General features: G+C 65.0%; 21 protein-coding genes and 1 tRNA gene. 13 read left to right on the top strand and 9 right to left on the bottom strand.

Going from position 1 to position 23,309, the window contains the following annotated elements; genetic code table 11:
• Positions 1-35 precede the first annotated feature (35 nt).
• From KZ491_RS07800 to hemN, 6 genes are all read right to left on the bottom strand, one after another.
• Positions 36-2,051 carry a pyridoxal phosphate-dependent decarboxylase family protein gene (locus tag KZ491_RS07800; protein WP_246606624.1) on the bottom strand — a complete coding sequence of 672 codons (2,016 nt, stop codon included), beginning with the start codon at positions 2,049-2,051 and terminating at the stop codon, positions 36-38.
• On the bottom strand, positions 2,035-2,436 hold the full coding sequence (locus KZ491_RS07795; protein ID WP_222565246.1) for a SirB2 family protein: 402 nt from the start codon (positions 2,434-2,436) through the stop codon (positions 2,035-2,037). The genes KZ491_RS07800 and KZ491_RS07795 overlap by 17 nt, the downstream gene beginning before the upstream one ends.
• 128 nt (positions 2,437-2,564) lie before the next feature.
• Positions 2,565-3,797 (bottom strand): NnrS family protein, encoded by a 1,233-nt coding sequence (locus KZ491_RS07790; protein ID WP_222565245.1) that lies wholly within the window; start codon positions 3,795-3,797, stop codon positions 2,565-2,567.
• 169 nt (positions 3,798-3,966) lie between these two features.
• Positions 3,967-6,249 (bottom strand): nitric-oxide reductase large subunit, encoded by a 2,283-nt coding sequence (locus KZ491_RS07785; protein WP_222565540.1) that lies wholly within the window; start codon positions 6,247-6,249, stop codon positions 3,967-3,969.
• 302 nt (positions 6,250-6,551) lie between these two features.
• Positions 6,552-7,265 carry a cyclic nucleotide-binding domain-containing protein gene (locus KZ491_RS07780; protein ID WP_222565539.1) on the bottom strand — a complete coding sequence of 238 codons (714 nt, stop codon included), beginning with the start codon at positions 7,263-7,265 and terminating at the stop codon, positions 6,552-6,554.
• A 58-nt stretch (positions 7,266-7,323) separates the two neighbouring features.
• On the bottom strand, positions 7,324-8,715 hold the full coding sequence (hemN, locus tag KZ491_RS07775; protein ID WP_222565244.1) for an oxygen-independent coproporphyrinogen III oxidase: 1,392 nt from the start codon (positions 8,713-8,715) through the stop codon (positions 7,324-7,326).
• A gap of 316 nt (positions 8,716-9,031) precedes the next feature.
• Between hemN and KZ491_RS07770 the strand changes: the two genes are divergently transcribed.
• The 9 genes from KZ491_RS07770 to KZ491_RS07730 all read left to right on the top strand — a co-directional run bounded on the left by KZ491_RS07770 (position 9,032) and on the right by KZ491_RS07730 (position 18,535).
• Complete coding sequence (locus tag KZ491_RS07770; RefSeq protein ID WP_222565243.1) at positions 9,032-9,535, top strand: Csu type fimbrial protein; 504 nt, start codon at positions 9,032-9,034, stop codon at positions 9,533-9,535.
• 5 nt (positions 9,536-9,540) lie between these two features.
• A complete protein-coding gene (locus KZ491_RS07765; protein ID WP_222565242.1) occupies positions 9,541-10,296 on the top strand; it encodes a fimbrial biogenesis chaperone in 756 nt (251 codons plus the stop codon).
• The gene (locus KZ491_RS07760) at positions 10,247-12,637 is read left to right on the top strand and encodes a fimbria/pilus outer membrane usher protein (protein WP_222565241.1); all 2,391 of its coding nucleotides are present in this window, start codon (positions 10,247-10,249) and stop codon (positions 12,635-12,637) included. Before KZ491_RS07765 ends, KZ491_RS07760 begins: the two co-directional genes overlap by 50 nt.
• Positions 12,634-13,599, top strand: coding sequence for a Csu type fimbrial protein (locus KZ491_RS07755; RefSeq protein ID WP_222565240.1), 966 nt, complete (start codon positions 12,634-12,636; stop codon positions 13,597-13,599). Before KZ491_RS07760 ends, KZ491_RS07755 begins: the two co-directional genes overlap by 4 nt.
• 158 nt (positions 13,600-13,757) lie before the next feature.
• The gene (trpE, locus tag KZ491_RS07750; RefSeq protein ID WP_222565239.1) at positions 13,758-15,278 is read left to right on the top strand and encodes an anthranilate synthase component I; all 1,521 of its coding nucleotides are present in this window, start codon (positions 13,758-13,760) and stop codon (positions 15,276-15,278) included.
• A gap of 1 nt (position 15,279) precedes the next feature.
• Positions 15,280-15,858, top strand: coding sequence for an anthranilate synthase component II (locus KZ491_RS07745; protein ID WP_043958000.1), 579 nt, complete (start codon positions 15,280-15,282; stop codon positions 15,856-15,858).
• Between the two features lie 32 nt (positions 15,859-15,890).
• Positions 15,891-16,925, top strand: a complete 1,035-nt coding sequence (trpD, locus tag KZ491_RS07740) for an anthranilate phosphoribosyltransferase (RefSeq protein WP_222565238.1) — start codon at positions 15,891-15,893, stop codon at positions 16,923-16,925.
• A gap of 63 nt (positions 16,926-16,988) precedes the next feature.
• Positions 16,989-17,780 (top strand): indole-3-glycerol phosphate synthase TrpC, encoded by a 792-nt coding sequence (gene trpC / locus KZ491_RS07735; RefSeq protein WP_222565237.1) that lies wholly within the window; start codon positions 16,989-16,991, stop codon positions 17,778-17,780.
• Positions 17,777-18,535: a haloacid dehalogenase-like hydrolase gene (locus tag KZ491_RS07730; RefSeq protein ID WP_222565236.1), complete on the top strand. Its 759-nt coding sequence runs from the start codon at positions 17,777-17,779 to the stop codon at positions 18,533-18,535. Before trpC ends, KZ491_RS07730 begins: the two co-directional genes overlap by 4 nt.
• Here KZ491_RS07730 and crp read toward each other — a convergent pair.
• Positions 18,520-19,185 (bottom strand): cAMP-activated global transcriptional regulator CRP, encoded by a 666-nt coding sequence (crp, locus tag KZ491_RS07725; protein ID WP_222565235.1) that lies wholly within the window; start codon positions 19,183-19,185, stop codon positions 18,520-18,522. The two genes, KZ491_RS07730 and crp, sit on opposite strands and share 16 nt — an antisense overlap.
• 184 nt (positions 19,186-19,369) lie before the next feature.
• Here crp and speD point away from each other — a divergent pair, with 184 nt between their 5' ends.
• Complete coding sequence (gene speD, locus KZ491_RS07720) at positions 19,370-20,161, top strand: adenosylmethionine decarboxylase (RefSeq protein ID WP_193984512.1); 792 nt, start codon at positions 19,370-19,372, stop codon at positions 20,159-20,161.
• An 84-nt stretch (positions 20,162-20,245) separates the two neighbouring features.
• Here speD and coq7 read toward each other — a convergent pair whose 3' ends face one another.
• Together coq7 and KZ491_RS07710 are read right to left on the bottom strand one after the other, a co-directional pair.
• Positions 20,246-20,890, bottom strand: a complete 645-nt coding sequence (coq7, locus tag KZ491_RS07715) for a 2-polyprenyl-3-methyl-6-methoxy-1,4-benzoquinone monooxygenase (protein ID WP_222565234.1) — start codon at positions 20,888-20,890, stop codon at positions 20,246-20,248.
• Positions 20,891-20,899: 9 nt separating this feature from the next.
• Positions 20,900-22,096 carry a (Fe-S)-binding protein gene (locus tag KZ491_RS07710; protein ID WP_222565233.1) on the bottom strand — a complete coding sequence of 399 codons (1,197 nt, stop codon included), beginning with the start codon at positions 22,094-22,096 and terminating at the stop codon, positions 20,900-20,902.
• Positions 22,097-22,277: 181 nt separating this feature from the next.
• Here KZ491_RS07710 and rplM point away from each other — a divergent pair, with 181 nt between their 5' ends.
• The 3 genes from rplM (at position 22,278) to KZ491_RS07695 (ending at position 23,211) form a co-directional block, all read left to right on the top strand.
• The gene (rplM, locus tag KZ491_RS07705; RefSeq protein WP_222565232.1) at positions 22,278-22,706 is read left to right on the top strand and encodes a 50S ribosomal protein L13; all 429 of its coding nucleotides are present in this window, start codon (positions 22,278-22,280) and stop codon (positions 22,704-22,706) included.
• A gap of 10 nt (positions 22,707-22,716) precedes the next feature.
• Positions 22,717-23,109, top strand: coding sequence for a 30S ribosomal protein S9 (gene rpsI, locus KZ491_RS07700; protein ID WP_222565231.1), 393 nt, complete (start codon positions 22,717-22,719; stop codon positions 23,107-23,109).
• Positions 23,110-23,136: 27 nt separating this feature from the next.
• Positions 23,137-23,211 (top strand) — tRNA-Gln (locus KZ491_RS07695).
• The last annotated feature ends 98 nt before the right edge of the window (positions 23,212-23,309 follow it).

Below are 23,309 nucleotides of genomic sequence, written 5' to 3'. Positions count from 1 at the left end.
GCGGAAGTCGTTGCTTGGATGGAATGCGTCGGTACTCATGGACTCGGGCTCCCCAGCAGCGCCCAGATCCTTCGGCCCAGGTGTGCCAGATATAGGTCGATGTAGCTGATGCCGTTCTCGTGGTCGATCAGATACGGATTCATCAGGGTGTGACGCAGGATCACCAGTCGATCGGCATCGGTGTCCTCGTCGTCATCGACCAGTGTCGCAGGGTCCAGCTGCAACTGGGTCAGGATCCGGTTCATCTCCAGCTCGCCCAGGGCTTCCGGGCGCAGGGTGGTCATCGAACCGAAGAACTGCTTGAGCTGGAGCGGCTGGCTGGCGTCGGCGCGCAATTCATCGTGGAGGCTGCGGACGAACGCGTTGGCCCGCGCAAGATCCGGGTTGCCGGCCGGATTGATCGCCACGCAGACCAGGTTGCTGTCGGGCGCGAAGGGCACGGTGATGTGGGCGATGCCGGCGAGCTCGATCGAGAGCCGTTCGGCGCGGGCGTGGAAAGCTTCGGCGGCGAGCACCGTCTGGCGCGGCAGGCGACCGAAGTTGGCGTGGTCCAGCGGCAGCACCTTGTGGGTGACGTACACCGCGGCGGCTGCGGCACCGGATTTGGAGCCTTCCGGAACAAACTGGCCGAGCCGGCGGTAACGGCTGAGATAGTCGGTCGCCCGGGTGTCGTGGAAGACGTAGTCGGCAGCCTCGGCCAGCAGTGCGGTGGCGCGATGGTCGCGACAGATGAACGCGCCGGCCCCATAGGGCAGGTAGCCGAGCTTGTGCGGATCGACGGTGACCGAGTCGGTGCGGCCCAGCGCGGCAAACGCGGCGTGCACTTCGGGCTGGGGGAAATGGGCGAAGCCTGCTCGGACGTCGTCGATGCCGCGCAGGCTGCCGTCCGGATTGCGGAACAGCGTGGCCAGGTAGCCACCCCAGGCGGCGTCGATGTGCACGCTGAAGCCGAGCTCCTCACCCTGGAATCGATCGCGCAGGTCGACCACGGCATCCACCGGGTCCACGGTGCCGTACTCGGTCGTGCCCAGCACGGCCACGGTCATGAGCACCGGCTGGCGCTCGCGCTGGCACTGCGCCAGCGTTTGTTCCAGCGCCTGTGCATCCAGCCGCATGCCTTTCTCCGGCAACAGCCGCAGTTGCTCCCGGCCCAGGCCGAGCAGCTTCAGGCCCTTGCTCCAGGAGTAGTGGGCGGTGATCGGGGCCAGCACCACCGGCACCTTCAGCTCGCGGTGGCGGGCAAAGAATTCGACCATCCCCAGATGCTCCAGCCGCTGGCTCTGCACCGCATCGCGCCAGCGCCGGCGATCGCGCGCCGGCTGCCCGGCCAGCCAGACCTGCCAGCGGCCGAGCAATCGGATACCGGCATCCGGACCCAGATTGAAGGCTTCCCAGTCATCGGCCGGCAGCGCCAACCCGGGCACCTGGGCAGCGCGCAGTGCGACCGGAAACGCCTTCAGCGCCAGGGCCAGGCGCAGGGCTTGGTAGTTGGCGACGGTGCCCCCGGAAGTCAGGTGACCAAACGCGCAGTCGGGGCGGTCGGTGTCATCGGGATAGCCGAGCATCCGCGCCAGCTGCAGCCCGACCTGGACTTCCAGGTCGATGGTGACCGGCGCCGCATCTTCGCTGACGTTGTTGGGGTTGTAGGGCAGGGTGAGGATCTGCGCGACCAGTCCCGGCAGCAGCAGGTCGGAGGCCATGTGGCCGATGTAGCGCGGGCTGTGGAAGGGGACCGAGCGCTTCAGCGATGCCGACAACTGGTGCAGTTCGCGGCGCAGACGCGACTCGAACGCCTTGTAGTCGGGGTGCTGGGCGGCGTGGGTCGGAATCGCCGGCGGATCCTCGGGATGGAAGTTGCGCCGCCAATAGACATGGTCGCGCAGGAACTCGACGACGAGCTTTTCCAGCAGGGTGTCGTTTTCACCGTAGGGGCCCAGAAACAGCGCATCGAGCATCGGCCGGTCCGGATCGGCGACGCCGGGTGTGCCGGCGGCCATGGCCAGTGCACCGCCCGATTTGGCCGCTGCGGAGCGCTCAGCCGAGGAAGGCATTGAGGAACCCCCACGGGCTGTGTGCGCGGGCAATCGAATAGACCATCCCGAAGGTGAGCAGGGCGGCGACGTAGAAGCCGGCCTTGGCCATGCGGGTGCGACCGCGTTTGATCGCGAAAACCCCCAGCACGATGTAGACGACGAGCAGCAGCAGCTTCACCGTCAACCAGCCATTGGCGAACATCGCGCCCGGCAGCATGGTGAGCAGCATCAGCGCCGCGGTCAGCAGCGCGGTATCCACGGTGTAGCTGGTCCAGCGCACCGGCAGCCAGTGCGGCCAGCGCATGCCGGCCAGTACGCCGGCACCGCGCAGGGCAAAGATCAGCCCGCTGGTGATGGCCATCGCGATGTGGATGCTTTTGATCTGCGGGTAGAACTCGATCATGGGGTGTCCTTTGAAATGCGTGGCCACGTCGGCCGACGCGCGGCTTGGGGCGCGAGCGGTCGTTCAGGCGTGCGCGGGTGATGCCGGCAGTGGCGGCCGGCCGGAAGAGTCTGTGCGAGTCCGGTGACTCAGCCGGGCCGGCCGTCGGAGCGCGGCGCCAGATAGATCCGTCCCACATGGGCCACCCAGGGCAGGAAGGCGACCAGCCAGCCCACCGCTGCGATCGCCTGCCACGCCGTGCTGTCGGGAAACACTTCCGCCGCCACCCGGATCACCGCCACCACCTGGATCGCGACGAACGCGAACCAAGCCACCGGGTACATGGTCAGCGGCCGACCGGCGTGGCCCTCGGTCACCCGGGTCACCATCGCGATGAGGATGCTGCCGAAGAAACCGATGAAAAGCGCATGGGCCGGGCCGCGACCGAGCCAGTACACGCCGGTCATGGCGTAGCTGATGCTCTGCGCCGAGTACAGCGCGAACGCCAGCGGCAGCCACGCCAGGCCGACGAACAATACCGACAGCAGGCCCGGATTCCTGCCGCGTGGCCACCATCGCCACACCATCGTGGCGGTCAGGGCGAGCAGTGGCAGGTCGACCAGCCACAACCAGCCGTAGAGGTGGAACAGCTCCATCAGCAGATGGCCGATAAACAGTGGCCACGCCGCGGCCAGCAGCCACATCGGCCGCCACGGCTGGTACCCGGGCACGACCCGGCTGGCGAAGAACGGGAACATCCGGTGGGCGACGGTGAAGTACACCGGCAGCAACAGGCCGAAGCTGCCGATCTTGATGCTGGCGAAGACCCAGACCGGCGAGGCACCCAGCACATAGGCACCCCATGCCAGCACGCCGAGGAAACCCAGGCACAGCGCGGCAAAGCACGAGCGCGCATGCCAGGTCGTGCCGCTCTCGCGCCACAGCAGCGGTGCCATCACCGTCAGGCCGGCCAGCCAACCCGCACCGGTCATCAGGACGCCAACAACAATGCCCGCTTCCCAGCCCAGCGCTCCCAGAAGGGTGGCGATCTGGCCGCCGAAGATGCCCAGTCCGACCGGAACGTAGCGCCAGCGGTCGATGTCCGGCAGCCCCAACCATTTGGGAAAGGTGGTCAGCAGGAATCCAAAGAAGAAGCTCGGCAGTACCTGGTACTGCATCACGAAGGCATGCACCCAGCCGGTGTGAAGCTGTGCCTGCGGTATTGCCAGTCCCGGCCAGCGGGCACCAACCAGCCACGCCGCCCACCATGCCATGGCGATCAGCAGGTTCATCGAGCCGATGAAGAACATCAAGCGGTGCGGCGCGGTGGCAAGCCGGCCCGGCGACAGCGCGGCGGATTTGGTGTTGGCGTGATTTTCCATGGACGTCAGTGTGCCTTCGATGGGCGCGGGCGTTATTGACTTGGGTCACCCGGAACGCGCGCATGAAAACACCTGCCTGGAACACCTGCCGGAAACACGCGCATGAAAACATGCGCATGAAAAAGGGGCGGCTTGCGCCGCCCCTTCCATTTTCAGCAGTCGTTGCCCGTCAGAGGCTCGACTCGGCCTCCATACGAGCGGTCGCCGGCTTCCGCGCCACGCGTGGCCCCAGCCACAGCGAGAGCACGAACAGCGCGATCATGAAGGCACCCGCAGCGAAGATCGTATCGCCCGGTACCCGCAGCCACACCAGCACGTCGATGATCGGACGGGTCATGAACTCCGCCGAGCGCGCGTACCAGTACCCGTTCTCCAGGTTGGCCTCCAGCTGCAGCACACCCATCGGCAGCAGGGTCAGGGTCATCATCAGCATCAGGCCGATGTTGAGTGCCCAGAAGCCGCTGCGCAGCAGCCCCTCACGCCAGACCAGGTCGGGCTTGAGGCCACGCAGGCAGTACAGCATCAGACCGATGCCGAGCATGCCGTACACGCCGAACAGCGCGGTATGGCCGTGCGCGGCGGTCAGGTTGGTGCCCTGCATGTAGAACAGCGCCAGCGGGGTGTTGATCAGGAAGCCCAGCAGGCCGGCACCGATCAGGTTCCAGAAGCTGACCGCCAGGAAGAACATGATCGGCCACTTGTACTGCTCCATCCACGGCGTGGCGCGGCTGCTCTTCCAGGTCTCGTGTGCCTCCAGGCCGATCAATGCCAGTGGCACCACTTCCAGCGCCGAGATGCTCGCACCCAGCGCGATCACCCCGGTGGTGACGCCGGCGAAGTACAGGTGGTGGAACATGCCCAGCACGCCGCCGGCCATGAACACGATGGTCGCGAACAGCACGTTGATCGTCGCCGAGCGGCCGCGCACCAGACCGAGCTTGACGAAGATGAAGCTGATCACCGCCACCGCGAAGACCTCGAAGAAGCCCTCCACCCACAGGTGGACGATCCAGAACTTCCAGTAGGTAACGATCGAGATATGGGTGTCTTCCTTCCACATCAGGCCGGCGGCGTACAGGATGCCAATGGCCACGGTGGACAGGAACAGCAGCCCGGCGATCGAGGACGTCTGGTTCTTGGCCCGCATCGCCGGCCACAGGGCGCGACCGACGAGGGTCAGCCACAGCATCAGGCCGATGAACAGGTAGATCTGCCAGAAGCGGCCGATATCGACGTATTCCCAGCCCTGATGGCCAAACCAGAAGTTCGGCATCTTGCCCAGCTTGCCCATCACCGCCATCCACTGGCCGGCGAACGCGCCGACGACGATGACGATCAGGCTGATGAAGAGGAAGTTGACTCCCAGCTTCTGGTACTTGGGCTCATGCCCGGAAATCGCCGGCCCCAGGTACAGGCCGGTGGCCAGCCACGCGGTCGCAATCCACAGGATCGCCAGCTGTGTGTGCCAACTGCGGGTGACCGCATACGGCAGCCACTCCGACAGTGCGAAACCGTAGGCCTCCTGGCCTTCGACCTGGTAGTGCGCGGTGGTCGCGCCCATCAGGATCTGGACGAGGAAGAGTGCCATCACCAGCCAGAAGTACTTGGCGGTGGCGCGCATCGAGGGGGTCACCACGATTGCCCGTGCGGGATCCTGCGCCGGCGGGGCGAGCGGTTTTTCCTTGCCGTGATACGCGGCGTAATGCCACGACAGCAAGCCGATGCCCGCGATCATGAAAAGGATCGAGAACATGGACCACATGAAGCTGCTGGCGGTCGGGACGTTGCCTACCAGCGGTTCGTGCGGAAAGTTGTTGGTGTAGGACTTGACGTCGTCGGGACGGTTGGTGACGGTCGCCCAGGAGGCCCAGAAGAAGAACCCGGTCATCAGTCGACGGTTGTTCTCATCCGGAACCGGGTTCTCGCGGATCGCGTAGGCCTCGCGCAGATCGTGCGTTGCCGGATCGTTGGAGAACACGCTCATGTAATGAGCCGCCACCTGCGAGATCGCCTGCGCCCGTTCGTCGCTGACCACGATGGAGCCGGTCTGGGGGTCGTAGGTGTTGGCCCGGATCTCGGGCTTGATCTCCGCGTGCAGCTTGGCCTGCTCGCTTTCGCTGAGCTGCTCGTAGGGCATGCCGAACTCGATCCGCGAACGGATGTCCAGCATCGCCACGACTTCCTTGTGCAGCCATTCGGCCGACCAGTCGGGCGCGACCAGTGCACCGTGGCCCCAGATCGAGCCGCTCTGCTGCCCGCCCATCTCCTGCCAGATCCGTCGTCCGGCCAGGATGTCATCCTTGGTGTAGAGCACCTCGCCACTTTCGGTGACCACCTGTTCGGGCATCGGTGGCGCTGTCTGGTACAGGTCCTTGCCGATCCACAACATGATCCCGAAACTGACGATGAGCAGGGCCCCCAGCCCCAGCCATAGTCGCCTCGTTATTTGCACACTTTTTGGTTCCATCGATGCTTCTCCCGGATAATGGCGGCCATATTGGCCAGTCGGGGTTCAGGTCTCGTTGACCTGGATCAAGCACCCGACCCGCTGGACCATGGACGCTCCCCATCAGGGCTCTGTCAGCCGCTGCAAGCAGACTGTAGAGCCGGGATAAATCGCGCACTTGGACCAGGCGCAAGGGCATGGCGACACCCTTCCTCCCGTCGCCGACGGTGACGTGAGGTCCGCGCATGCGCAACCCCGCCGGGCGCATAGTGCGACCGGCGTGCGTCATTCGCACGGGGAGCGCCGCCTCAGCGGTGCAGGATCGGGTCGGCCAGTGCGGCCAGCTGGTCGCGGTCGAGCAACTCCACCTCGCGACGATCGACCAGCAGCAGGTCGTCTTTCTGGAAGCGGCGCAGCACGCGGCTGACCGTCTCAGGCGCGAGGCGCAGGTAGTTGGCGATGTCGGTGCGTGCCATCGTCAACTGGAAGCGGTTGGCCGAGAACCCGCGAGCCGCCAGTCGCCGCGACAGGCCCATCAGGAACGCCGCCATGCGCTGGTCGGCCGACCAGTCCCCGGCCAGCAGTGCGGCCCGACCGATGTCACGGCTGAGCAGGCGGAACAGATGCCGTTGCAGTCCCGGCAACTTGCTCGCCAGCACCGCGATCTTGGGGAACGAGAAGCGGCACAACATCGCCGTATCCAGCGCGACCGCATTGCAGGGGTAGGTCTCGCCGTCGATCGCGTCCAGCCCGATGACCTCGCCGGGCAGGTGGAAGCCGAGCACGTGCTCGCGGCCGTCGCGATCGATCATGTAGGTCTTCACTGTGCCTGCGCGGACCGCGGCGATCGCCTCGAAGGGGTCGCCTTCGCGGAAGATGTGCTCGCCGGCGTGGAACGGACCGACGTGCTCCACCAGCACGTGAAGGTCCATCAAAGAACGCTTGTCCATCCCTTCGGCCAGGCAGGCCTGGGAGAACGCGCACGTCGAGCAGAACGTCAGCTCATCGCCGTCGTCCGCCATCGTGGTTGCGTCATGCCGCGGGAACGCGGTCGGGCTCACGCGCGCCTCCAAGCCGCGCCTAGATGGCGCGGGAGAAGCGGGGCGAGGCGGTTGGTTTGGTCAGATAATGGTCGAAGCACATCGCTATGTTACGCAGCAACAGACGTCCGCGCGATGTTGCGATGATCCGTGAAGGCTCGACCTTCACCAGTCCGTCGGCCACCAGGGGCTCGAGCTGGGCGATGGCGTCGGCGAAGTAGGCGTGGAAGTCGATCAGGTAACGCCGTTCCAGAGCATCGATCGGAATCTCGCCCTGGCACATCAGGCGCTGGATGACATCGGCGCGCAGCTGGTCGTCCTCGCTCAGGCGCATGCCGCGGAATACCGGCAGGCGGCCTTCGTCCAGCGCGATCTGCCAGCTTGGCAGGTCACGCGGGTTCTGGCTGAAACTGTCGCCGATGTGGCTGATGGCGCTGACGCCAAGGCCGATCAGGTCGGTGTCGGAGTGGGTGGTGTAACCCATGAAGTTGCGGTGCAGCCCCCCGCGGTCCTGCGCCGTCGCCAGGTCGTCCTCTGGCAGGGCGAAATGGTCCATGCCGACATAGGAATAGCCGGCGTCGGTGAGCTTCTCGATGGCCAGCTGCAACAGCCCCAGCTTGACCTCCGGCGAGGGCAGGTCCTCGGCGTTGATCTGGCCTTGGGCCTTGAACAGGTCGGGCAGGTGGGCGTAGCTGTACACCGCCAGCCGGTCCGGGCGCACCTTGATGACGGTATCCAGGGTTTTGGAGAAGCCATCCAGCGTCTGCTTGGGCAGGCCATAGATCAGGTCGACGTTGACCGAGCGCATGCCACTTTCGCGGCAGGCGTCGATGATGGCGACGGTCTCCTCGACCGACTGGATGCGGTTGACGGCCTGCTGCACGGCCGGATCGAAGTCCTGCACACCCAGGCTGGCGCGGTTGAACCCGATCGCGGCGAGCTCGGCGATGTCGGCCGGCTTGACGAAGCGTGGGTCCAGCTCGATTGACAGGTCGCGCTTGGGCGATTCGGAAAAGTGGAAATGGCTGCGCAGCGAGTCCACGACCTCGCCCAGTTGCGCCGGGGAGAGGAAGTTGGGCGTACCGCCGCCGAAGTGCAGCTGGATCACCTCGCGGTCGCGGTCGAACATCGCCGAGGTCATCGCGATTTCGCGGTACAGGCGGACCAGGTAGGTCTCCCCGCGCGCCAGGTCGCGGGTGATGATCCGGTTGCAACCGCAGTAGAAGCACGGACTCATGCAGAACGGCACATGCACGTACAACGACAGCCGCCGCGGGATCGGATCGCCATTGCTCGCCAGGATCGCGTCGCGCAGCGCCTCCTCGCCGAAGTCAGCGGAGAATTGCGGCGCGGTCGGGTACGAGGTGTACCGCGGACCGGGCCGGTCGTATCGCTGCAGCAGCGACGCGTCGAAGAGGAGGGGACTGGACATGTCGGTCAGGCTATCCAGCGCAAGTCGATAACGCCTTGATCGGGATCAAACGGACGGGTGGCGAAGATCACGCGTCAATCTCAGCCTTGGCGCTGAATTGCGGTCGGAGCGCCAGCTCACTCGCCAGAGTCTCTAATCTGAATGTGGACTAAGGTGACGGACGTCTCTTCACTGCATGTGGGGTGTCGAAACCGTAAGATTGTGTGAGTTGACCCTGTATGACCCTGTGCCCGCTGAGCTTCTGGGGTCCGGCGTTAGGCCTTCAGCGCAGAGCCGAATCACCTTCCCCGCGTTATATGAGAGTCCGAAAATGACTATGAATCTGAAACCACTTCTCCTGACTGCCGCCATGGTTGCGGCTGGCCTGACCGTTTCCACCGCTTACGCGCAGTCCGTACCTTCGCCCGTTACCGCCAACATGGGTGTGCAGATCGAAATCGTGGAGGGCTGCGAAATTAACGTGACGCCGACCTTGATGAATTTCGGGACGCACAGCGTCTTGTCCACAGCCCAAGACGCCACATCGGACTTCGAAGTGACCTGTACTACCGGAGCTTCATACGATATCGCGCTTGGTGGCGGCATCAGCACTGATATCAACGCCCGCGTCATGCGCAACGGCACGGAAGAAGTGCAATATCAGCTTTACCAAGAGGCTGGTCACACAACCGTGTGGGGCGATGGCGCAGAAGGCGCGTTGTTAGCCGGCACAGGCACTGGTGCTACTCAGCCGTACACCGTCTACGGCGAAGTTCCGGCGCAGACTACACCGCCGGAAGGCGTATATACCGACACCGTGCTCGTCTCTGTCATCTACTAAATCGAATGACTTTTAGCCGACTATTGTCCCGCAGCTTCTTGGCTGCGGGGCTCTTGGCAGTAGTCACCGCAGCCGGTGCTTCCGGCTTGCAGGTCTCGCCGATCAGGCTGACGTTCACGCCTGCCAGCCCCGCTCAAGGCTTGTGGCTGACCAACACTGGTAGCGAGGTACTGAACGCACAGGTTCGCGTTTTCCACTGGACGCAGGACAGCGGCAAAGACGAATTGACGCCAACCCAAGCGCTCCTAGCCAGCCCCCCAGCGCTCAGCCTTGCGCCTGGCGCGCGGCAACTCGTGCGGGTGATCCGCACCGATGCCTCAGCCTCCGGCGTTAGCGAGGATGCCTACCGCGTTCTGATCGACGAGCTGCCCCCAGCGGAGCAGGCCGAACAAACCGGAATTCGCTACGTGATGCGCCATTCCGTGCCGGTGTTTGTCGGGCAGTCGGTAGACGCGCCCGATGCCGCCACAGTTGCTGCGGCGTTGCAGTGGTCACTGGTCCGAGATGGCAATGGTGTGTCGCTGCAAGCACACAATTCGGGTTCCACGCACGCTCAGGTAAGTGCTGCGACCCTCCTGCAGTCGGGCAACCAGCCGGTGGAAGTATCTCCAGGCCTCCTCGGCTACGTTCTGCCAGGCATGACCATGCGCTGGGCACTGAACGTACCTGCGGCACGAATCGGCACTGGCACGCAACTGAAGGCGAGGATCAATGGCAAGCCGCTCGACCAGACGTTCCCTGTCGGCGACCTGCCTCACTAGCGCGTTGCTGCTGGGGATCGCCGCAACAACATCGCCCAAAGCGCTGGCGCGCAGTTCGGGCCTGTCGGTGATTGCGGACTCGGGCTCAGGCTTTCTGGGAACAGCCGCGGGCGAAGACCTCTATCTGGAGGTTGTGCTCAATGGCAATCCAACGGGAAAGATCGGGCACTTCGTCCGCGACGGTGCACGCTTTCACGCCAGCGCCGAAACCCTGCGCCAGCTCGGCTTTCGCATGTCGGCGGAGACGCAGGGGCTGGTCGATCTGACCGGCCTTCCCGGCGTGCAGGTCGATTACAACGCCGCGGCCCAGCGTCTGGATATCACCGCAACGGCGGACCTGATTGATCAGACCGCCACCGTGCTCAACGCGCGCACCAGCACCATCCCGCAACCCACGGCCTCGCCGGGCCTGCTGTTGAATTACGACCTGTACGGCACGCGCGACAACCGCAACAGCACCAGTGTGTCGGCCTACACCGAGCTGCGCGCGTTCAGCTCTTGGGGTGTGCTGTCGAACACCGCCCTGTCGCGCTGGAACGATTCGAGCGCGCCCGGCACATCCAGCGATACCGTCCGCCTGGATACCACCTTCAGTCGCTCGTTCGTGAATCAAGCCGTGACACTGGGCCTCGGCGATCTCATCAGCGGTGGCCTGGACTGGACGCGCCCGACGCGTTTGGGCGGAATCCAGTTGCGACGCAACTTCGCCTTGCAACCCGAACTCATCACCTTTCCGGTGCCGGCCTTCTACGGTCAGGCCAACCTGCCCTCCACCGTTGACCTCTACATCAACGGGTTGAAGCAATACAGCAGCGACGTGCCGGCCGGGCCATTCGAGTTGAACACCGTGCCGATCGTCAACGGCAGCGGTCAGGCCCAGGTCGTGGTGACCGATGGGTTGGGACGACAGAGCACCATCGCCTTTCCGTTCTATACGACCAACCAGTTGCTCCGAAAGGGCTTGAGCGACTATTCCGTGGAAGCCGGGTTTATACGTGAGGATTACGGCGTGGACTCGTTCTCCTACGCCAGCGATCCCGCCGTCAGCGCCACCTATCGTGTCGGCGTGACCGACCGGCTGACCCTTGCTGGACATGCAGAAACGGTGTCAGGTCTGAGCGCCGGGGGGGGCGGCGCGGTGATGGCGGTGGGTCAAGCCGGTGTCATCAACGCCTCGTACGCGGCCAGTCGCGATCACGGCACCAGCGGCCATCAGACCGGACTGGGCTACAACTGGCGCAACGAGCGTTTCAATTTCTCGGTCGACACCCTGCGCACGTCCGGTGACTACCGTGACATCGCCACGCGCTACGGCCGCTCGCCGCCCAGCCGCTCCGATCGCGCGCTGCTCGGGCTGAGCCTGGGCGAGGCCGGCAGCCTCGGTGTCAACTATGTTGCCCTGGAATATCCTGGCGAACCGCGCTCCCGCTATGGCAGCGCCTACTATTCCAAACGGCTTGGCCCCCGCACGTCGCTCAATCTCAGCGTCAACCAGAACCTGGAAGACCACGACGATCGCAGCGTGTATCTCTCCTTTTCCATGTCCCTGGACAACCGTGTCTCGGGGAGCGTGTCGGCCCAACACAGTCCCAATGGAAATCTCGCGGCGGTCGACGTCAACAAGTCGATCAACTCCGACGGCGGCTTCGGCTGGCGCCTGCGCGCGCAGGATGGTGACAACCAGAGCGGCGGCCTCGCCGAAGTGGGCTACCGCGGGCAACATTCCGACGTTCGTGCCGGCGTGCAGAGCTTCGACTCCAATACCTACGGCTACGCGGATCTCAGCGGCGCGGTGGTGTTGATGGACAAGCAGTTCTTCCTCGCACGCCGGATCGACGATGCCTTCGCGGTGATTTCCACCGACGGTGTCGCCAATGTGCCGGTCATGCGTGAAAACCGCCCGATGGGCATCACCAACAAGCGCGGTGGCCTGCTGGTGACGTCACTCAATGCCTACCAGCGCAACAAGCTCTCCATCGATCCCATGGGTCTGCCCGCCGACGTGGACATCACGCGCGTCAATGCCGAAGTGGTGCCATCCGACCGCGCTGGCACACTGGTGCGATTCGGCATCCAGCCGGTACAGGCCGCGACGGTGATCCTGCATGGCGCCGACGGCGACCCCATACCGGTCGGCAGCAGCGTCACCCTGCAAGGCAGCAGCGCACCGCCGATGGTGGTCGGTTACGACGGCATCGTCTATCTGGAAGGGCTCGGTGCGCATAACGTGCTGGACGTGAAAACCGCGCAGGGCCTATGCCGCGCTCAATTGGATTATCAGCCAAAAGCGAAGTCCGTCCCCCTGATTGGCCCGCTTGTCTGCCAAGAAAATTCGCCATGAACCACACTATTTCGCGCCTTTTCGCCTTGTTACTGCTTGGAGTTGGCTTGTTCGGGACCATGCCTGTATCTGCGGTAGTGCAATGTACAAACCCAACGATGACGGCACTCTCATTCGACACGATAGATCCCCAGTCGACCCAAAAAGACGTCACCGCAACGTTCAGCATCACATGCCGAAACGACCTCCTTCTGCAAACGAGAGCGGCGACTATCTGTTTGAGCATTGGGCAGCCACGTCAAATGACCAGCGGCGCAAGCACACTCAAATTCCAGCTCTTTCAGGATCCTTCCCGCTCCATCATCTGGGGCAGTCAGTTTGACGTGGCGAATTCACCGCCGGTAGAATTTGACGTGTATCTGGGACCGCGCGAATCGCAGACGTTCCCGGTGACGTTATACGGGCGTGTCCTCTCCGGACAGACGGAAGTGATCCCAGGCAGCTATTCAAAATCATTTCCTGGTAACAATAACGCACGCGCCACCGTAAATGCGCCACTGAGCCCTCAAGCGCCCGGGGAATGTAATACTAACCCCACTGGGAGCTTATATTTCCCTTTTACCGTATCGGCCAACGTCGTCAAGAAATGCACGGTTAGCGCAAGCCCACTGGACTTCGGCACCAACCCTGGTTTGCTGAATACTGCGGTGAATGCCAGCACCACGCTCGCGGTGCAATGCTCCAATACCACGCCCTACAACGTCGGTCTTGATGCTGGCCAGAATGGGGGCGGTGACATCGGCGCCCGTAAGATGGTGCGGGGCGGAAATAGTGTCGGCTACCAGCTGTACCGGGATACCGGACGGACCCAAGTCTGGGGCAATACCATCGGCACCAACACTGTGGCTGGCACCGGCAACGGAAACACCCAGAGCCTGACCGTGTACGGCACCGTGCCGCCGCAAACCACGCCACCCGCCGGCACCTACAACGACGTAGTGATCGTGACGGTTACCTACTGACGGCGCTGTGCCCGGCCCCGTCGCACCGCCGGCGCCAAACCGCTACAGTATGGGGATGACTTCAAGGGCGAACCTGCATTTCCGCAATGCCGACACCGGTTGGCGATGGTGGCTTGTCGCCGTCGCTCCCGCCCCGTCGCATCTCCAGGAAATGCCGCATGTCCACGCCAGACAGTCCGCAGTACCAGCAGTACCAACAGCACGTCGCTGACGGCCACACCCGCATCCCGGTGGTGCGCGAGGTCCTGTCGGACCTGGACACGCCGCTTTCGGTCTACCTGAAGCTCGCCGACGGGCCGCACACCTATCTGTTTGAGTCCGTCGAAGGCGGAGAGCGTTTCGGGCGCTACTCGATCATCGGCCTGCCTGCGCAGCGCGTGTACGCCTTTGCCGGCCATACCCTGTACGTCACCGAGCACGGCGAGCTGGTCGAGGCGCGTGAGGTCGCCGACCCGTTTGCCGAGGTGGAGCGGCTGCGCTCGCAGCACTCGGTGCCGCGGATCGACGGCCTGCCCGGATTCACCGGCGGACTGGTTGGCTGGTTCGGTTTCGAGTGCATCCAGTACATTGAGCCGCGCCTGGCGGGTCCGGGGCCGGATGGCGAGTTGAAGTCCGATGAGTTGGGCACCCCGGACATCCTGCTGATGCTGAGCGAAGAGGTCGCCGTGTTCGACAACCTCAAGGGCCGCCTGTACCTGATCGTGCATGCCGACCCGACCGAGCCGCAGGCGTGGGCGCGCGCCAACCGGCGCCTGGACCAGCTGGTCCACCGCCTGCGCAACAGCGGTACCGCGTATCCGGAGACACTGGATTCCTACGGTCTGGATGAGGCCGATTTCATCTCCGGGTTCACCCGCGAGGGCTTCATGAAGGCCGTCGAGCAGTCCCAGCAGTACATCCGCGACGGCGACATCTTCCAGGTCGTGCTGAGTCAGCGACTGAGCATCCCATTCAAGGCCCGGCCTGTGGATGTCTACCGCGCCTTGCGCGCGCTCAACCCGTCGCCGTACATGTATTTCCTCGATGTCGGCGACATGCAGGTGGTCGGCTCTTCGCCGGAGATCCTGGTCCGCCTGCAGTTCGACGAGGCCGGGCAGGGCATGGTGACGGTACGTCCCATCGCCGGCACCCGCCCGCGCGGCGCTACCCAGGCCGAGGACGAGGCGTTGGAGGCCGAGCTGCTGGCCGACCCCAAGGAGCGCGCCGAGCATCTGATGCTGATCGACCTGGGCCGCAACGATGTCGGCCGGGTCAGCCAGCCAGGCACGGTCGAAGTGGGCGAGCAGTTCGTGATCGAGCGCTACAGCCACGTGATGCACATCGTCAGCGAGGTGACGGGCACGCTGAAGCCGGGCCTGTCCTATGCCGATGTGCTGCGCGCCACGTTCCCCGCCGGTACCGTCAGCGGCGCGCCGAAGATCCGCGCGCTTGAAGTGATCCGCGAGCTGGAGCCGGTCAAGCGCAACGTCTACGCCGGCTCGATCGGTTACCTGGGCTGGCACGGCGATGCCGACACCGCCATCGCGATCCGCACCGCGGTGATCCAGGACGGCCGCCTGCACGTGCAGGCCGGCGCCGGCATCGTCCACGACTCGGACCCGCAAAAGGAATGGGAAGAGACCATGAGCAAGGGTCGGGCGCTGTTCCGCGCGGTCGCCGAAGCGGCAAGGGGGCTGTGACGTGCTGCTGATGATCGACAACTACGACAGCTTCACCTGGAACCTCGTCCAGTACCTGCAGGTGTTGGGCGCGGAGGTGAAGGTGATCCGCAACGACGAGCTGTCGGTCGCCCAGATCGAGGCGCTGGCGCCGGAGCGGATCGTGATCTCGCCCGGTCCGTGCACCCCCGACGAGGCCGGCGTGTCGCTGGATGTCATCCGCCAGCTGGGTCCGCGCACGCCGCTGCTGGGCGTCTGCCTGGGCCATCAGGGCATCGGCCAGGTTTACGGCGGTCATGTCGTGCGCGCCGGCCGGATCATGCACGGCAAGACCTCGCCCATCCGCCACCACGGCAGCGGCGTGTTCGCCGGGCTGCCGGACGGCTACACCGCCACGCGCTACCACTCGCTGGTGGTCGACAAGACCTCGATTCCGGACTGTCTGGAAGTCACTGCATGGACCGAGAATGAGGACGGCTCGATCGAGGAAGTCATGGGCCTGCGCCACCGCGTGCATCCAGTGGAAGGCGTGCAGTTCCATCCCGAGTCGATCCTGACCGAGCACGGCCATGCCCTGCTGAAGAATTTCCTCGACGGCTGAGGCCGCGTCCACCTCAACAACACGAGCCAGCAATGCCCATCACCCCGCAAGAAGCCCTGCAGCGCACGATCGAACACCGCGAGATCTTCCACGACGAGATGGTCGAGCTGATGCGCATGATCATGCGCGGTGAAGTCAGCCCGCTGATGACCGCGGCGATCATGACCGGCCTGCGGGTGAAGAAGGAAACCGTTGGCGAGATCGCGGGCGCGGCGCAGGTGATGCGCGAGTTCGCGGTTCCCGTCGAGGTCGACGACCGCACCCATCTGGTCGATATCGTCGGCACCGGTGGCGACGGCGCCAACACCTTCAATATCTCCACGGCAAGCATCTTCGTCATCGCCGCGGCGGGCGGGCGGGTCGCCAAGCACGGCGGGCGCAGCGTGTCGTCCAAGTCGGGCAGCGCCGACGCGCTGGAGGCGCTGGGCGCCGCAATCGAGCTGACGCCCGTGCAGGTCGCGCAGTGCATCGCCCGGACCGGCATCGGCTTCATGTATGCACCGATGCACCACCCGGCGATGAAAGTCGTGGCGCCGGTGCGCCGCGAGATGGGTGTGCGCACCCTGTTCAACATCCTCGGCCCGCTGACCAACCCGGCCAGTGCGCCGAACATCCTGATGGGGGTCTTCCACGAGGATCTGGTCGGCATCCAGATCCGTGTGCTGCAGAAGATGGGCGCCGAGCGGGCGTTGGTGGTCTGGGGCCGTGACGGCATGGATGAGCTCTCGCTGGGCGCCGGCTCGCTGGTCGGCGAGCTGCGCGATGGCAAGGTGCGCGAGTACGAGCTGCATCCGGAAGATTTCGGCATCGCGATGTCGGCCAGCCGGAACTTGCGGGTGGACAGCCCAGAGGCGTCGATCGCCACGCTCACCGAGGTGCTCGACAACCGGCCCGGCCCGGCGCTGGACATCGTCGCCCTCAACGCGGGCGCCGCGCTGTACGTGGCAGGCGTCGCTGAAACCATCGCCGCTGGCGTGCAACTGGCGCGCGGAGTGCTCGCCTCCGGCGCGGCCCGGCGCAAGCTCGACGAGTTCGTGGCCGCCACCCGCCAGCTGCAGCCGGCCTGACCGGCCGCGCACCCGCCTTTCCCCTTTTTGCGTTTCGTTTCAGTCCGGAGCCACCTGCACGCCATGAGCGACATCCTCGACACCATTCTCGCCCGCAAGCACCAGGAGATCGCCCAGCGCAGCCAGATCCGCACCTTGGACAGCGTCCGCGCGCGGGCCCACTCACAGCCGCCCACGCGCGGTTTCGTGGATGCGTTGAAGCAGCGGCACCTGGCCGGCGAGGCGGCGGTGATCGCCGAGATCAAGAAGGCCAGTCCGTCCAAGGGTCTGATCCGTAAGGACTTTGATCCGGCGGCGATCGCGCGCAGCTACGAGGCCGGCGGCGCGGCCTGCCTGTCGGTACTGACCGATGTGGATTTCTTCCAGGGCAGCAACCGCTACCTGGGCGAGGCGCGTTCGGCCTGTTCGCTGCCGGCGCTGCGCAAGGATTTCATCGTTGATCCGTACCAGGTCTACGAGGCGCGGATGATCGGCGCCGACTGCATTCTGCTGATTGTCGCGGCGCTGGAGGACGGTCCGATGATCGAGATGGCCAACCTGGCTCACGAGCTGGGCATGGACGTGCTGATGGAGGTCCATGACATCGACGAGCTGGAGCGCGCACTGCAGACCGACTGCGAACTGATCGGTATCAACAACCGCAACCTGCGCACCTTCGAGGTCTCGTTGGAGACCAGCATCGAGCTCAAGGCCGCGGTCCCGCACGACCGGATCACGATCACCGAAAGCGGCATCGCGACCCGCGACGACGTCGCCAAAATGCGCGGGGCCGGCATTGATACCTTCCTGATTGGCGAGAGCTTCATGCGCGAGACCGATCCCGGTGCAGCGCTGCGCCGGATGTTCCAGGCGTGAGCAGCGCAGCCACGCCGGCTGCGCGGGGTACGCCCCCACTGGTCGTGTTCGACTTCGACCACACCCTGTACGACGGCGACTCGGGCAGCCACCTGTTTGCCTGGATGATCCGGCGACGCTGGTGGCGGATGGCGCTGGCACTGCTCTTGGCGCCGCTTTTCGGGCCGATGGTCGCGTTCCAGCCGACCCGTCGCGTCGGCATCTCCGGGTTCGTCTGGGCCGGCACCGTGGGTATGCACGGTCGGCGCGAACTGGATTCGCTGATCGACCGCTACGTCGAGCTGCATGAGCCGCAGATCCGCTCGCGCCTGTTGCCGGTCGCGCTGGAGGTGTTCCAGCAGCACCGCCTCGCTGGCGATCAGGTCGTCGTGGCCACCGGAGCACCACCCGAACTGGCGCGCGCGATCCTGGCATTCGTCGCCCACGCGGACGTGCCCGTGGTCGGAACACTGGTCGGACCGCGCCTGGGCGGTCTGGGTGCAGCACGTCACTGCCACTTCCGGATGAAGATGACGATGTTGCGCGAGGCCGGCTTCACCGCGCCGGTGGCGGTGGCCTACTCGGACAGCAGCGCCGACCTGCCATTGCTGCTGGCGGCGGAGCGTCCGGTCGTGGTCAATCCAAAGCAGGCCAATGTTGGGATGTTCCGCGAAGTGTTGCCGCCGGGAACGCCGATCCTCAACTGGGGTTGCCCGGGGCGCGCCGGCGAACCGGTGCCCGGGACCGTCGGTAACGCGCCTCAGCGCGTGCCGTAGAGCACGATGGTCTTGCCGCGGGCGTGCAGTTTGCCGTCGGCTTCGAGCTTCTTCAGGACCCGCCCCGCCATCTCGCGCGAGCAGCCCACCAGCCGCGAGAGCTCCTGACGCGATACCCGCAGCTGGGTGCCGTCCGGGTGGCTCATTGCTTCCGGCTCGCGGGACAGGTCGTGCAGCGCGCGGATGATGCGGTCAGTGACGTCAAGGAACGCCAGCCGGCCGGCCTTGCGGCTGGTATCGAGCAAGCGCTGGGAAATCTGCGAGGCAATCGAGTACAGCAGCTTGGGCGCGTCATCGGCGAGCCGGGTCAGCATCAGGTCGTAGAGGCGCTCGTGGCCGATTTCGGCCAGCTCGCACGGCGTGCGGGTGCGCAGGATGACCTCGCGCTGGTCGCTTTCCACGAACAGGCCAAGCTCGCCGACGAATTCGCCCGGGCCGAAATAGCCCAGCACCAACTCGCGGTCATCGTCCTCCTCGGCGATGATGCTGACCGAGCCGGAAACGATGTAATACAAGGTGCTGGCAGGATCCCCGGGGCGAAACACGTCCGTCCGCGTCGGGTAGCGACGACGGTGGCAGTGGGCCAGGAAGCGTTCGATTGTGGGGCCGTCAGGCGTAAGGGGGCTGTTGAATTTGCGCAATGCAGTCAATTGGTCCACCGGGATGGCGTGATGTCGGAAAATTCGGATTCAGCCAGCTTAGGGTGAATGGGCGCTGAGTGGCAAACTTTGCCCATTCGCGGCACTTCGGGTGAACGATCCCTGCACCCGCGTTTTCAACCGGCGGCCAATTGCCGCATAATCCCGCCTCTTGTCATCGTCCGGATAAAGCCTAGTGGTCAAGCCGTTGCCGCGCCTGAGGTTGCAGGGTTTCAACAACCTCACCAAAGCGCTCTCGTTCAACATCTACGATGTCAGCTTTGCCTACTCCGAGGAGGAGCGGCAGCGCTACATCGAGTACATCGACGAGGAGTACAACGCCGATCGCCTGACCCAGATCCTGACGGATGTGGCGGACATCATCGGCGCCAATATCCTCAACATCGCGCGGCAGGACTACGATCCGCAGGGTGCATCGGTGACGATCCTGATCTCCGAGGAGCCGGTGGTCGACAAGTCCGATGCCAAGGGCGTGATCTCCGAGGCGGTGGTCGCGCACATGGACAAGTCGCACATCACCGTCCACACCTACCCGGAAACCCACCCCGACAACGGCATCGCGACGTTCCGCGCCGACATCGACGTGGCGACCTGCGGGGTGATCTCGCCGCTGAAGGCCCTCAATTACCTGATCGAGACCCTGGAGTCCGACATCGTGGTGATGGATTACCGCGTGCGCGGCTTTACCCGCGATGTGAAGGGCAAGAAGCACTACATCGATCACCGGATCAACTCGATCCAGGATTACCTGGCCAAGAACATCAAGTCGCGCTACGAGATGCTCGACGTGAACGTCTATCAGGAAAACATCTTCCACACCAAGATGCACCTGAAGGACTTCGACCTGGACCAGTACCTGTTCGAGGAGAAGGCGCGCAACCTGTCGTTCAAGGAGCGCATGAAGATCGAGGCGCGGCTCAAGCGCGAGATCGAAGAGCTCTACCACGGGCGCAACCTAGTCGACTGATCGGCAGGCTCGTACATGGGCAACAACGCAAGAAGGCCGGCAATTGCCGGCCTTCCTGCGTCTTGCGAAGTCGTTTTTTTCCGATCAGACGCGGTAGGCGATGGCCTTCATCACCCGCGAGGCAGCCGACATGATGGAAGGTACCGGCGGCGGCAGGATGCGCGCGCCGGCGGCCTCGGCATTGTCCGCATGCCGCGCCTCGTCGGCCTTCATCACCTCCAGGATCGCCCGGCTGCGGGCATCGGCCGGCGGCAGCGAGGCCAGGTTCTCGTCGATGTGGGCTTCGACCTGGCGTTCGGTCTCCACCACGAACCCCAGGTTCCAGCCGTCGCCGCGCAGCCCGGCCAGCACCCCGATCGCAAAGCTGCTGCCATACCACAGCGGGTTGAGCAGGCTGGGACGGTCGTCCAGCTCCCGCAAGCGGTCGGCGCACCAGGCCAAGTGGTCGGTCTCTTCCTGCGCCGCCTCCAGCAGATGGGCGCGGGTGGACGGATCGCGGGCGACTGCCGCCTGACCGCAATACAGCGCCTGCGCGCAGACCTCGCCGACGTGGTTTACGCGCATGAGGCCGGCGGCGTGGCGCCGCTCGCTTTCCTCCAGCACGACGTCCGGTCGGTCAGCGGCCGGGTTGGGGCGCATGGCGGCAGGGGAACCCAGGACGGTTTCCAGCGCACGCTGGGCATCGTCGAGGACGCGGTCGATCCGGCTGAGGCGGCGGGTGGTTTCCATGGCGCCAGTTTAGCGCGCGCCGCGGGGCCCCGAGACATCATGCGCGTGGTCGCGGGTATCGGTCGGCCCCAGTGCCTCGGCGAGAAACTCCAGCGGGTGCTGCACCGGTAGCGCCGTCCCGTTGCCCAGGTGCAGGCGACAGCCGATGTTGGCACTGAGCAGGCGGGTCGCGCCGCTGCCTGCCAATTGATCCAGCAGCGGCTGCCGGTACTCGTTGGCGCGCGCCCGGTCGGTCACCATCTGGTTGCCCGCAGCGCCGCAGCAGCCGAAGCCGGCATCGATCTCGATCACCGTCAGCTCCGGGATCCGGGCCAGCAGGCGACGAAGGGCCGGCACGCTGCCGCTGGCATTGCGCTGGGTACAGGGCAGGTGCAGCGCGATGCGTTCCGGGCGTGACTGGAAGGCGAGGCGATCGCCGTGTGCGTCCAGCAGCGTCAGCGCGTCCAGAGCTTCACCGTCGATAGCGCCCGCAACCGCCTTGTGGCAGCCGCTGGCGATGGTGAGCACCTGCGGGTGTCCGGCAAACGCCTCGCGGTTTTGTGCAGCCAGGTGCGCTGCGCCGTCGCTATTGCCGGCGTGGGCGTGGAGGGCGCCGCAACAGGTCTGCCCCTGCGGAACCACCACATCAATACCCGCTGCCGCGCAAAGACGGATCAGGGCGCTGCGGGCACCGACCTCGTAGGGCCCCGCAATGCAACCGACGAAAAGGGCGGCCGATTGCACAGGCGGCGCACTGGGTCCCGAGGGATACCCGGCCGACGCCGGAGAGGGCGGCGCCGGCAGCAGCTGCAAACGGTGCGGAAGCAGGCTGCGGGTGTGGCGGTAGAGGCCCACAAGTACGCGCAGCAGGCGGGGCCGGACAACCAGGGCTTCCAAGGCCTTTTGCAGGCAGCTGGCGCCGCGGCGCGCGCGTTGACGACCGCGCGCGGAAACCAGCAGCGCGTCATACTCCACTCCGGCGGGGCAGGCCGATTCGCAGTTGCCACACCCCAGACAGTGGTCCAGATGGCCATCGCCGAGCGGCCCCGGTTCGATCGTATCCAGTGCCCACGCCCGTGCCAGCGCAATACGCCCGCGCGGTGACTCGGCTTCCATCCTCTCGCGGCCGTAGGTCGGACACACCGGCAAACACAGGCCGCATTGGACACACCGGTCGGCCAGTGCGACCAGCGGGTCGGAGGCAAGCGGACGGCTGGCGGCAGGCATTGCGGGATGCTAGCATGTGCGGCTCGGTGGCTTGCGCTGCATGGCGGCGACCGTTATCATTCCGCCTCTTTAAGCTCCACAGCACCTCTTTCACACCACAACGCGTGGCAAAGTTCCGGCCGTCTCCCTTCTGCGGGAAATGGGCGCAACAAGCCCGGCAAGGTACCCAAGAAGATCAGTCATGAAGACATTTAGCGCCAAGAACGAGACCGTCCAGCGTGACTGGTATGTGGTCGACGCCTCCGGCAAGACCCTGGGCCGCCTGGCCGCCGAGCTTGCCCACCGCCTGCGCGGCAAGCACAAGCCGGTTTACACCCCGCACGTCGATACCGGCGACTACCTGGTAGTCATCAACGCCGAGAAGATCGTGGTCACCGGCAACAAGCTGGCCGACAAGAAGTACTATCGCTTCACCGGCTACATCGGCAACCTGAAGTCCGAGACCCTGGGCCAGGCGCTTGAGCGCCATCCCGAGCGCGTCATCGAGACTGCGGTCAAGGGCATGCTGCCGAAGAATCCTCTCGGCCGCGCCATGTACCGCAAGCTCAAGGTCTATGCAGGCCCCGAGCATCCGCACACTGCCCAGCAGCCGCAGCTGCTGGAACTCTAAGGTCAACGACATGGCAATCCAGCAGAACTACGGCACCGGCCGCCGCAAGTCCTCCACCGCCCGCGTGTACCTGCGCAAGGGTGAGGGCAACATCACCATCAACAAGCGCAGCATCGAAGAATTCTTCGGTCGCGAAACCGCGCGCATGATCGTGCGCCAGCCGCTCGAGTTGACCAAGTCCACCGACAAGTTCGACGTCAACGTTACCGTTGCCGGCGGCGGCACGACCGGTCAGGCCGGTGCGATCCGCCTGGGCATCGCCCGCGCGCTGGTCGAGTACGACGAGTCGCTGAAGAGCGAGCTGCGCCAGGCTGGCTTCATGACCCGCGACGCGCGCGAAGTCGAGCGCAAGAAGGTCGGTCTGCACAAGGCACGTCGCGCGACGCAGTTCTCCAAGCGCTAAGATTCTTTACGCTACAATTTGCTTTATAGCCCCGTCGCCAAGCGGTAAGGCACCTGACTCTGACTCAGGCATTCGGTGGTTCGAATCCATCCGGGGCTGCCATACAACGAAGAACCCGCCCACGTGGCGGGTTTTTTGTTGCCCGGCTGCGGGCGGTTACAATTGAAACCATCGCGCCACGGCGCCGTTATCAGGAGTTT

Source organism: Novilysobacter antarcticus (assembly GCF_019802285.1).
Lineage (GTDB): Bacteria > Pseudomonadota > Gammaproteobacteria > Xanthomonadales > Xanthomonadaceae > Novilysobacter > Novilysobacter antarcticus.
Note: the sequence above shows the minus strand (reverse complement) of the source record. Positions and strands in the feature narration are given on the sequence as shown.